This window comes from Thalassoglobus polymorphus (assembly GCF_007744255.1).
Classification (GTDB): Bacteria; Planctomycetota; Planctomycetia; order Planctomycetales; family Planctomycetaceae; genus Thalassoglobus; species Thalassoglobus polymorphus.
The window spans coordinates 1698781-1710892 of sequence record NZ_CP036267.1 but is presented as its reverse complement, the minus strand read 5'-3'; the positions used below and the strand labels follow the sequence as shown (position 1 = coordinate 1710892).

The following is a 12112-nucleotide window of genomic DNA, read 5'->3' as shown; positions in this document are numbered from 1 at the left end:
CTCCGGGATTGAATTATTGCTGTTCTCGTCATTCAATGTCGACTGCACATTCTGTGCGGCTCTTGCGGACTTCGTTTTTTGCTTCGCTGCCGATGATGGTGTTGTTTTGAATTTTGCAACCGCGGACGCCGTTGAGGTAAATCGGTTGGCCCTTGAGTTCGAGTCTGTTGTTGTCGATGGTGATCTCCTTTGAAGGCTCCGGGTTGTAGCGGGAAGTCCCCCAAACATAGATGCCGGTCGCTTCAGAATCGGCAGCTTTGATCGTGTTGCCACGAATGGTCAGACCGTTGGCGTATCCAAACTGCATCAGGGGACGTTTGCCGTCGCCAACTGTGAGCGTGTTGTTTTCGAACAGGCCGTTTTTGATACTGTTCCCTTCGATTCTTCCATGGATCATGTTGTCCCGCACAACCAGTCCTTCCGCTCCTCCGCCAGCGAGCAGCGATTTGCGACAGTGATTGTTTATGATGCGAAAGTCTTTCGCACCTTCTGCGTGTTCAACGTGAATCGTCGTTCCACCCGGTCGGACTGTGTGTTCAAGATCCTTGCACTCTGTCACCAGATGGCCACCGTCACCAACGCCTCCACCCATCTGGATTCCCTGGCGAATGAAGTTCTTCACGGTTACATTGCGAATCGTGAAGTTTCGACAGCCTCGGGAAAAACTGACGCAATCTCCGCTGAAGTTTTCGAGAAAACAATCGCGCACAGTGACGTTCTCAATGGGACCGGATTTGCAATAGAAGAAGATGCCGTGGTTCTGCTCGGGAGTCTTTCCCTTTTCATACTTTGGGAAGGTGTTGCTGCCATCGAAATGTAAGCTGTGAATGACAATATTTTTGCAACTCTTTGAAGCTCCCAACATCCGCCAGAAGTTGGAATCGTTCACTATGGAATCGTATTTCAAAATCGATTCGTTGCCTTCCCCGCGAACAGTTGTCTCTGAAGGAATGCTCAGAATTGGTGTCTCACTTTTCTGGCGGGAAACGAGAAAGCGACCTTTCGGCACCACAACGGTTCCTCCATTCGCTTTTGCAACGGCGTCAAAGGCTTTGCGAATCGCCAGCGTATCATCTTTGCCATCATTCGGAATCGCTCCATGATCAACGATGTTGACCTCCACGGCCTCCACAGTCGAGAACTGGGTAGTGATGACGAGTAGCAAGGGAAATAACGATTTCATAATGATTGCCCACTGTATTAAAGATGTTTTCTTACAGGTCGACTGAGGGAAAATTGAGATCTCCGGGCCTCGTCATTGACGCACAAGCATCGATTATCGTCCACGTCTGGGACGCGCCCCCCGGTTACCACGGCGTTCTAAAATTCGCTCAAGGAGACCTTCTGCAGCTTTAATGCCGATTCGTTTTCCGACGTCTTTTAACTGATCTCCTTTGATGACCGGCTTATCCATCGTCCCGGTCACTTTGAAGACCAGTGCTTCATCCTGAAGCGATTGCAAAATTGGTCCGCGATTAGCCAGCTCGTCGGGGAATGCCATGGAAACGACGAGATCAAGCGTTTCATCAAATCCGACTGAACCATTACTGGAGAAGTCGAAGTCTCCCACTTTGAAATTGAAACCGGCGTGATAAACCCGACCATCGACAACCTGGTAATCAACCGTCTGGTTTTCCATTTCCAGAAAAATAATCTCTTCCTGCTGACCAGGTCCTTTCACAGCTCGAACGGCTGAGACCATGTTGATGATTTCGTCAGCGAGCGGACCGGGGCGAACCTGAGCCTTGTGAATATTCAATTTCCCAGAGAGATTCGCTTCGTTCATTTTCTCCAGCTGGAATGTCGCGGGAGAGGCCACCAGTGAAAACGTTCCACTCGGACGGGTTGCATCGGAAAGCAGGGGGGAGACATAACGCAACCAGTCGTGGCAAATCTCTTCGGTCAAGGCGACTTTATCGAGCGTGAGCCCTTCTGAAATTCTCACAGTGAGGGGAGTCGTCGACAGGTCAAAGCTTGGCAACTGCCGAATATGCCCACCGCTAACTGGAATTTCGATCGGGGTGAGCAACAAGTCATTCCCGGCCATGGTCAGTTTGACTTTGCCATCGTTCGAAGTAATTCCATAAGCTGTCGCTTCTTTCCATGAGACGATGGTCGAAAGCTCAAACTTCAGGTCAAATGGTTTTGAAGGATCTGGACGTAACGGACCTTTGATCGATAAATCGGAAACTTCAATTTCCTTGAACTGGACATTTTCCTTCATTGATTCCGGAAGGAGATTCGCAAGCCCTTCGGCGGGAGAACGAAATTGCCCTTGCGCATCGACGACCTGTTTGCCTGAGACGTCAGCCACTTCCGCCTGCAGCTCAACTGAGGTTTCGTCGACTTGGGCAAACAATCGAGGGACGTCAATCCGATCCTCTTTTTGTGAGTAGCTCGCTTCGACATCAAAATTCAAGGGAGACTGCGAGGTGCTCAAAGGCCGATGATCGGTCAGTTGGGTGTCCAGCTTCAACAACAACTCTTCCTGCCCGACACGTTCAAGTAGACCATCAATCTGAAAAGTGACCGGAGCCCCGGGAATCATGTCTGGAAAATATGTTTCGACTAATGGCTGCAAGACGGCAAGTGGTTGCTGAGCACAATCGAGCGTGAGTGAGAGAGACTCCTTCGTTGTGGGAGAGGCTGAACCGGTCCAGTCGGCAACGAATCCTAAATTTCCAGAATTTGCCTCAGGCATCGACTCGCTCGAAACCAGCGAAGCAACTGGTGCATCGATCTTCAACTTCTGTTTCGGTGGAGTTGTGCTGCTTGATTCATATGTCGCCTTGATGGGACTCCAACGGGCCAGTGATTTGCCTTCTGCATCGGTTAAGGTCAGTTCGCTCCGAACGATGCGGATGGTCATATCGCGAGCCGGTTTAGGAACTTTCTGTTTGAAAAGGTCTTCCACGACTGACTCGATATCGATTGGTTTCTTCGACGTTTGAGCAGCTTTCAAGCGAGGGACTACAAAAGAGGCTCGCATCCCTTCAAATTCCAGTTCCATCGGACGGGATTGATTCCGCAGCAGGTCGAGCATCGTTTGATTCGACGTCACAGCCTCAACTTCAGCCAGTTTCTTTCCAGTCTCATCTTCGAAGACAATATCATTCAGCATGACCGGAGAGTTCCAGCCAACGGACGCATCACCAATCTTGATATTTCCCGGAAAACTCTCAGAAATCCATTTTTCTGCAGTTTGCTGTGTTAGAAATGAGGAAGCGAGCCAAGGCAGGCAAAAAAGCCCCACCAAAACGATAATTCCCATCGTGGTCATGGAGCGTAGGACCAGCCGTAAAAAGCTTGGTGGTTTCTTTTGTTTTTTTGCGGGCGAATTCGAGTCCGTCTCTGAGTTTGTCTCGTTTTTTCCAAACATCCTGGCTTTGCTCCTCCATGGTGATCGCGGGCTGATTGCTACAATCTGCAGCCCCGTCAGAATCCTGACCAGACCGTTAATCTGCGCAATGAGTATACCTTACCAAGTGAAATCAGTGTGAGCGAATCAGAACTTTTGGCGGTTCTGTTGAACTCAGGGGCGGGGAGTCTTAGCATCAACGTTTCAAATCAACATCAACACACATTCGACCTCGAATCCACATTCGAGGTCGACAGTTTTTTGTACCCCTGTAGTGGCTGGTGATCTCGCGTTCCTGAATTAGGAGAAGCACGATCACGAAGTCAGGTTTTGCTAGAACCAGTCCGGAAACCTCTGGAACAGTTGCTTTTCTCAACGTTTGAGTAAGCAAACTCAAGTTTCAGGATCAGTTCTAAAACAAAACAATATTATTTGCCAAACGCTCAACAGAAAAAGGCTCCTTTACAATGTCCGACGCCATCGAATCCATTCTTCAGGAAGATCGTAAGTTTGTCCCACCCGCTGAATTCACTGCCAATGCGCTGATCTCTTCTGAGGAGCAATATCAGCAAATGTGGCAACTGGGAAAAGACGACCCCGAAAAATTCTGGGGGGATTTGGCCAAGGAAGAACTCGAATGGTTCCAACCGTTCGATTCTGTAATGGAAGGAGACATGCCTGACACCAAATGGTTTCAGGGGGGAAAAATTAATGCGTCGTACCAGTGTCTTGATCAGCATTTGACAACTTGGAGAAAGAACAAAGCAGCTCTCATCTGGGAGGGAGAACCAGGTGAAACACGAACGCTGACGTATCAGGAATTGCATCGCGAAGTCTGCAAATTCGCCAGCGTTCTGGATCAACTCGGCGTCGAAAAAGGGGACCGGGTCACGATTTACATGCCCATGATCCCCGAACTTGCAATCGCGATGCTGGCCTGTGCTCGTGTCGGGGCAACACACTCCATCATCTTCGGGGGGTTCAGTGCAGACGCCATTTCTGATCGCAATAATGATGCACAATCGAAACTCGTCATCACCGCCGACGGAGGTTGGCGTCGTGGGAAAGAAATCGCGCTGAAATCAACCGTCGATGAATCACTTGAGAAATCGTCTTCCGTTGAGAAAGTGGTTGTCGTTCGACGTACCGGTGGCGATATCGAGATGGTTCCAGACCGTGACTACTGGTGGCACGATCTGATGGAAAATGCATCAGCAGACCGTGAAGCAACCCCACTCGATTCTGAACACCCGCTCTTCATTTTATACACTTCTGGATCAACCGGAAAACCGAAGGGTGTGCTACACACCACAGCGGGCTATATGCTCGGAACAAAAATGAGTTCGAAATGGGTCTTCGACTACAAAGACGAAGACACATACTGGTGTACCGCCGACATCGGCTGGGTTACCGGTCACAGCTATATCATCTACGGACCACTCGCGAATGGTGTGACATCGGTGATGTATGAAGGAGCTCCCAACTGGCCAGACGAAGGCCGATTCTGGGAAGTCGTTGAAAAGTACCGCGTCAATATTTTCTACACTGCACCGACCGCAATTCGCGCCTTCATTAAGTGGGGCGATCAATGGCCGCAGAAGTACGACCTCTCTTCACTGCGTCTCTTGGGAAGTGTGGGAGAGCCGATTAACCCCGAAGCCTGGATGTGGTATCACAAACTGATTGGCGGCGAACGCTGCCCAATCGTCGACACATGGTGGCAAACCGAGACCGGGGGCATCATGATCAGCCCGCTGCCGGGCGTCACCCCAGCGAAGCCCGGTTCTTGCACAAAACCGCTCCCGGGCGTCGTGCCTGCGATTGTCAACGAAGAGGGCAAAGAACTTGAAGCGAATCAAGGTGGCTTGCTTGTGATGACTCAGCCATGGCCACACATGCTTCGCACACTCTACGGCGACCATGAACGTTTTATCGAGACCTACTTCTCAAAGTTCGACGGCAAGTACTACTTCGCAGGCGATGGAGCACGGAAAGATGAGGATGGTTACTACTGGATCATGGGTCGCGTCGACGATGTCTTGAACGTTTCAGGACATCGTTTGAGCACAATGGAAATTGAATCGGCGCTGGTTTCACACGACCTCGTCGCAGAAGCGGCCGTCGTTGGCTATCCGCATGACCTCAAAGGGGAGGGCATCTGCTGCTTCGTAATTCCCAAGGGAGACATCCCGATTGACGAAGTGAAAAACACACTGATCAAGCATGTCCGCCACCAAATCGGTGCCATCGCCACTCCGGACCAAATCCGCTTCACGCCAGCCCTTCCGAAAACTCGCTCCGGAAAAATTATGCGACGCCTCCTCAAAGACATCGCCGCTGGAAGAGAAAACAACCAGGATACATCAACTCTGGAAGACCAGAGCATCTTGGAGAAGCTCAGACAAGAAGGTTAAAATTCGAACTCACGGATAACCTTATGAGTCGTTCACACTACCATGTGTGTCGACGTTGAACGCGATTCAGCAGTAAAAGTGCTGATCGCCTCAAGGCAAAACGTGAACATCTCTTCAAAAAATGTGATAGCCGGACGCTTCAAAGTGTCCGGCTATCGTATTTTAGAACTGGTTCTAAAACTTGAAATTGCTCTCTCAAACGTTGAGAAAAGCAACGTTGAGAAAAGCGATGATTCCAGAGGTTCCCGGACTGGTTCTAAAGCAGTTTGTTCTACCGTGTGCCCGTGAAGAAAGCATTCCTTAAATGAAAATGCGGTTCGCCACGAGGCAGAACCTGCAAACCAGTTCGAAAGATGCTCTATAGCAGTTTTGAGAAAGATGCACGTGACCTGTCTCGTGGATTGAGAGATTCATCACATGACAAGCACCCTTCACGGACACGAGAAACACGAAAGTGTTCCAGCGTTGCCGCAGAGTTGGTAATCGGACACGCTACGCACATCAAGTTGCCATACGCCGAGTTCAAAGACCCGGCGTATGGGACTTGTTGTTGTCTTACTCTTCTTCGTCGCTTGCGGACTCTTCATCGTCCGCGGCGTTTTCATCTTCCAGAGTGTCGTTGAGGTCTTCAGCAGGATCACTTGGAGTCGCTGGCTGATCTTCAACTGTTGAAGACGGCTCAGTTCCGTTGGCTTCGGTGACGACATCAGATGCCGGTTCGTGACCTTCCGCGGTCTCCATAGAAGCGACTGCATCGTCGTCGTCCTCTTCGTCGACGACTTCAGCTGGAATACAGGCGATGCCAGCGATTTGATCGTCGCTGTCCATCTTCATGATCGTCACACCTTGAGTGTTTCGACCAATTGTGCTGATGTCGGCAGCACGTAGTCGCTGAATTTTCCCTTGAGCGGACATCAGCAGGATATCGTCGCCATCTTCCACTGCGAGAGTTCCGATAACCTTTCCGTTTCGTGCGGTCGTTTTGATATCTCGCAGTCCTTTGCCACCACGTTTCTGCAAGCGGTAACGCATTCCGCCGCTTGGTGAAGATTCGTCATCTTCGTTGGTTTCAACAACGACAGGTCCGAACGGTGTCCGTTTTCCGTAACCGTTTTCGCAAATAGTGAGCAAGGTCTTCTGCTCGCTGGAAACGACCATACCGACGACTTCATCATCTTTCGAGAGTTTGATCCCCCGCACTCCGCGAGAGTTTCTTCCCATTGCACGGGCATCGGATTCACAAAACCGAATCGCCATACCGGATGCTGTACTGAGAACGACATTCTCGTCCGGTGAGACTTTGACAACATCGATGAGTCGATCATCGTCTTCGAGTTTGATCGCGATGATGCCCCCTTTCATTGGGCGGCTATACGCGGAAAGCAGCGTCTTCTTGATGTACCCTTTCCGAGTGGCCATCAGCAAACTGCGTTCGTCGTCGAATTCTCGAATATCGATGCAGTCTTGAACACGCTCACCTTCGGACAATCGCAGCAGATTGACCAATGCACGCCCCTTGGCTGTGCGTCCCTGAAGCGGTAAGTCGTAAACTTTTTGCCAATAGACTTTCCCGAAGTTTGTGAAGAAGAGCAGGTAGCTGTGAGTGCTGGAGACGAAGAGGTGTTCAGTTGGATCTTCGTCGTCGGACTTCGCCCCTTTAACTCCCTTCCCACCACGGTTCTGTGCCTTGTAGGTTGAAAGCGGAGTTCGCTTGACGTAACCACGTTGCGACAACGTCACCACCATTGGCTCTTCGGTGATCAGCTCGTCTTTGTCGACGTCACCAAGTTCTTCTTCTGAGATTTCGGTGCGACGCTTGTTCGGGAATTTATCCTTGAGTTGCTCCATCTCGTCGCGAATCAACGCACGGATGTTTGCTTCGTCAGAGAGCAATTGCAGATACCCGGTGATATCTTCGAGTAAGCCGCGATGTTCGCCCTGGAGATTCTCTCGCTCCAGATTCGCAAGCGAACCAAGCTGCATGCTGACGATTGCTTCAGTTTGATTGGCAGAAAGTGAGTAGTTCTGTTGTTCGCCATTCTCTTCGACAAACATCTCGAAGCCATCTTCACCCAACGCACGTTCAATAAGTTCAGACGGAACTTGAATCTCCTGCAAGCGAACTTTTGCTTCTGCCCGGCTGGGAGAGTTGCGAATTGTGCTGATAATCTCGTCGATGTCAATCTGGGCGATCAACAGTCCTTCGATGGTATGTTTTCGCTTACGAGCTTCGTGGAGCAAGTACTCGGTTCGACGACGAATCACCGTCACTCGATGTCGCAGGAATTCATCAAGAAGCTGCTTGATGTTCAACGTTTGAGGACGGTTCCCGACGAGTGCCAGCAAGATGACTGAAACCGTCGATTGCAACGGTGAGTATTTATAAAGCTGGTTGAGGACAACTTCTCGGTCGGCATCTCGTTTGAGGTAAATATGTAAACGGACCTGCCAGCTGGGAGTCTTGCGGTCGGTGTAATCGACGACGCGAGAGATCCCTTTGATCTTGTCATCTTTGATGAGGGCTTCCAACTTCGATTTCACACGGTCACGTGTGTCGAGGTAAGAGATCTCTTTGACGACAATGACTTCTGTGTTCTTCTCGGTTTCGAACTCGACTTTAGCCCTGAGTGTGAGCGTTGAGCGTCCTGTTAAATATCCCTGACGAATTCCAAATCGCCCACAAATCACTCCGCCGGTCGGGAAATCGGGACCGGGCAGGACATCGATGATTTCATCGATCGTCGCTTCAGGATTGTCGATGAGGAGTTGGACAGCACTGGCGACCTCTGAGAGGTTGTGCGGAGGAATACTGGTCGCCATACCGACTGCAATCCCCTGAGAGCCGTTGACGAGCAGGCCGGGGAAACGCGATGGCAGTACGACCGGTTCTTCATTCCGTTGGTCGTAAGTCGGAATGAAGTCGACTGTATCTTTGTTCAGATCGTCCAGCATTTCAGAGGCTGCGGCTGAAAGACGGGCTTCCGTATATCGCATCGCAGCTGGGCCTAAACCAGCGAGTGAACCAAAGTTGCCCTGTTTATCAACGAGGATTTCCCGCATCACCCAATCCTGCCCCATACGGACCAGAGTAGGGTAAATCACACTTTCACCGTGCGGGTGGTAGTTTCCAGAGGTGTCCCCGGAAATTTTTGCACACTTGATCCGTCCGGAAGAGGGACCAAGGTTCAAATCGTTCATGGCGACTAGAATCCGCCGTTGAGCGGGTTTCAGACCGTCACGAACGTCCGGCAAGGCACGACTCACGATCACCGACATCGCGTAGGTGAGATAACTTTCCTTCATCTCGTCGCGAATATCGAGCTTCTGAATCCGTCCCGGCACAAGCCCTTCCGATGAGAGCTGAGAGTCGTTGTGAGGATCTTCGGGGGGTGTCAAATCGTTCGACAAGGATATCTGCTCCTGGCATTGTCTTGAAAAACTTGTGCGACGACGAACAACGATGAAACCCGGTCTTCCACCAGACTCCCGGAGACGTCACAAGCTCTTTCAGATAAACAACTTGCAACACGTCGCGATAGATCATTTCTGCAATGACAATTGTAGTCGAATTCGCTGGCCCCGACAATCAAGAACAGAGCCGTTCCCGAAAATCGCAAGTGATTTTCAGGGACAGACTTAGAGTCAATTCAGCGAGGCCTCAAACCGCTCGAAATTGAACCCGGGATTCTCACTTGAAAGACGAACCGGAAGGTGGTTAATAACCGCCTGTGGAACGGGCAGCAGCTCTTCGCTCTCGGTTACTGGTTCAGTGAAATGAAACTCTCCAGAAAGCAAACCATCGACTCGAACAAACTGGCTGGCGAGCTCGCTCCAAGATTCTTGTGGCCCAGTTCGATGCCCGAAGAGTTTGCCAGCTTGCGGAACGATCAGGCCCTGAGCAGCAACTTCAACATGGTCTGACCATGTCTCACTAAGCTTGCCCCCATGAAACCCGATCAAGGGCACATTTCCAGACGTCTTCAGCAGCGATTCCTTCCCCTGCAGAGAGAGCAGCCCAGAGCTGGCGGTCTCGCCAAGCCGATCAACAGTGACGACCGGTCCAGGCTCAACCATCGAGCAGTGATTCAGAACTACGGGAACCCGCAGGCCGGCATGAACTCCTCCGTGCAGGAAGAGGAGAGGTCCATTCAAACGCTGTAGCACATTGTCGAAGAGTGCCGTCGTAAGAGGCGTCGTTGACTCAATGAGTGGTCGCCGAGACTTCACGATGATGTTCGAAACAAGGAGTCGTCCCGAAGCCATCGTATCCGCTCCGTTCGCTCTCCAACTGAGCAAAGATTGATTCGACGCCTCTTCAGACCCCGCGATAAGAGATTGGCTGAATCGAAACTCATCTGCCACGACTTGAAGAACCGAATGAGACGCTCCTTGCTGTTGATCACTCCGTATGAATTCAAGCTGGACGTTCTCGATAGAAACGGTTTTCGCTTCGAGGATTGCACTATTATCTTCTACTCGAATCGTCGGACGGATGCCCGCCTGCCCGCGAATGATGAGAACATCGTCGACATGCAATGAAGTTGTCCGAAAAGGTCCGGGATGATCAAGCAGCACAACGCCTTCCTGATCCGGGACCGGCAGAGCCGGAAGTGCTTTTTGGGTGAGACTGATTTCGGCAGTCTTGATTTCTTCGGACTTCTCCAAGGTTGGCGTTTGTAGCGGGACGAGAGGCTTGAAATCTTCAGGTGCGATAGGTTGAGTCGTCGCTCCGACTTGCGAAAGGGCAGGGAGATTGAACTGGTCGCGATTCCAGAACAGAATCGACGCAATGATGGTCAAGCCCAGCGTGAGCGAGATCTTCGCGTACGGAACCGGAGACTTTTCACGACTCTGGCCGAGACTCCGGGGAGCGGCAGATTCAAAGGAATGCAGGAATGATTTCAGTCTGGCTTGTGGCGTTTTCGTCGTTCCAGAAATCATGCTGCTTGCATCAGCCCAGCGTTTCGGGCGTTTCAGAGGTTGCCGTTGGGTCAGCTTCGCAATGAATTCAGCAAACTCATCAGAGACATCCGGGGCAAGTTCGCGGATATCTCGAATCGCCTTTTGGCGGTGAGCAGCAAGTTTCGCAAGGGGATCAGCCAATGCGTGTGGAGGGCGTCCGGCAAGAAGTTGCCAGAGCAGACACCCGAATGCATACATTTCAGTTGAAACACTCACTCCTTTGCCAGCCTCTAACCGTTCCGGGGCAATCCCGTTGTAAGCATCAATCGGGATCTTTGTATGAATCGTCGGGCTGGGAGAAACGAGATTGAACAGCCCGGCATTTAACAACTCCAGCCGTCCGGATGCTGTGAGCCAGAGATTCGACAGCCTCAGGTCTCCATGTAAGTGCGTTTCTCCATTCTGTTCAAAATAATCGCAGACTCCAACCGCGATCGACCGAACAACCGCCTCAGGGAACCGTCCACGACGTATGAGTAGCCGTTCTAAAGATTCTCCTTCAATCGCAGGTCTTGATTGAGCAACGAATCGCTTGTCTGGATCCAGGAGAAATGTGCCAGTCGAGGGGACGTCACTTCTGACTTGACGAAGAGTTCTCAGACGAACTGACACAGCTTCGAAATCAGCTCGGTCAACGCCGCATCGCGTCACCATGCAACGAGTATTCGACTCCACATCGACCGCTAAAAACACCGGCATCACGGGATCGAAGTGAACCTGATCTCGCAGGACCAGCGATTCCGTCAGCTGAAGCTCATGCCATCGCTTTTGCTCAAAATATCGGGCCTGAAACTGTGTCATCACCCCGACATGAACGAGCGCATCAATCCAGACAGAGTCGAAAGCGGGTAAGCCTTGAGAGAGTCTCCGTACGCGCGTCCGGCACTTTTGAAGCTCACGGTCATTCGCGATCTTCAGCGTCTGCAATGCCTGAATCAATTCTGCCGAGGGGGGCTCCATCCGTGGAACTCTCTGGTTAAGTGCTGCATTTCGTCTGTCCATCACCTTGTGGCTGGCATCGGTGAGAAGCCAGTTCCAAGTCTTTGAACGACTCCAAATTCGTGGTTGTACGGTCTCCGCTGGTCAAGAGAAACCCTGTTCCCCGAGGTCACAGATTGAGCCGCTATTGCCAATCACGGCAACATGTTATGGCACATTTTGCCGTTTCAACACAACATCGAATTCGAAAGAAGCTCTCCCTTCACCAGGTCTGCGTTCTGCGGAAATCTCCCTTGCCTCTGCCTCAAACCTCCAAAATAGGAAAGACGCAACAAATAGGCAGGGCAGGGCATTTGTGTGCATCAAGTCGGTCGTAAGGGAGTTGTTGGTTCCTTTGATGTTGCCGAAATTGCGTGACGATAAGCGAGAGGACGTCCTC

5 protein-coding genes are annotated in these 12112 nt (G+C 51.1%); 1 reads left to right on the top strand and 4 read right to left on the bottom strand.

Going from position 1 to position 12112, the window contains the following annotated elements; translation table 11 throughout:
• Positions 1-28: 28 nt before the first annotated feature.
• Positions 29-1183: a glycosyl hydrolase family 28-related protein gene (locus Mal48_RS06315; RefSeq protein WP_145197189.1), complete on the bottom strand. Its 1155-nt coding sequence runs from the start codon at positions 1181-1183 to the stop codon at positions 29-31.
• Between the two features lie 93 nt (positions 1184-1276).
• Positions 1277-3379 carry an AsmA family protein gene (locus tag Mal48_RS06310; RefSeq protein ID WP_145197187.1) on the bottom strand — a complete coding sequence of 701 codons (2103 nt, stop codon included), beginning with the start codon at positions 3377-3379 and terminating at the stop codon, positions 1277-1279.
• A gap of 446 nt (positions 3380-3825) precedes the next feature.
• On the opposite strand from Mal48_RS06310, the gene acs reads away from it, so the two are divergent.
• Positions 3826-5772: an acetate--CoA ligase gene (acs, locus tag Mal48_RS06305; RefSeq protein ID WP_145197185.1), complete on the top strand. Its 1947-nt coding sequence runs from the start codon at positions 3826-3828 to the stop codon at positions 5770-5772.
• Positions 5773-6327: 555 nt separating this feature from the next.
• Here acs and gyrA read toward each other — a convergent pair.
• Complete coding sequence (gene gyrA / locus Mal48_RS06300; protein WP_231739937.1) at positions 6328-9180, bottom strand: DNA gyrase subunit A; 2853 nt, start codon at positions 9178-9180, stop codon at positions 6328-6330.
• Positions 9181-9414: 234 nt separating this feature from the next.
• Positions 9415-11694, bottom strand: a complete 2280-nt coding sequence (locus Mal48_RS06295) for a serine/threonine protein kinase (RefSeq protein WP_197442105.1) — start codon at positions 11692-11694, stop codon at positions 9415-9417.
• Positions 11695-12112: the final 418 nt, after the last annotated feature.

Coding starts and splice junctions, on each gene's coding strand:
- Mal48_RS06315 (WP_145197189.1), bottom strand. CDS start 1,183: ATGAAATCGTTATTTCCCTTGCTACTCGTCATCACTACCCAGTTCTCG.
- Mal48_RS06310 (WP_145197187.1), bottom strand. CDS start 3,379: ATGTTTGGAAAAAACGAGACAAACTCAGAGACGGACTCGAATTCGCCC.
- acs (WP_145197185.1), top strand. CDS start 3,826: ATGTCCGACGCCATCGAATCCATTCTTCAGGAAGATCGTAAGTTTGTC.
- Mal48_RS06295 (WP_197442105.1), bottom strand. CDS start 11,694: ATGGAGCCCCCCTCGGCAGAATTGATTCAGGCATTGCAGACGCTGAAG.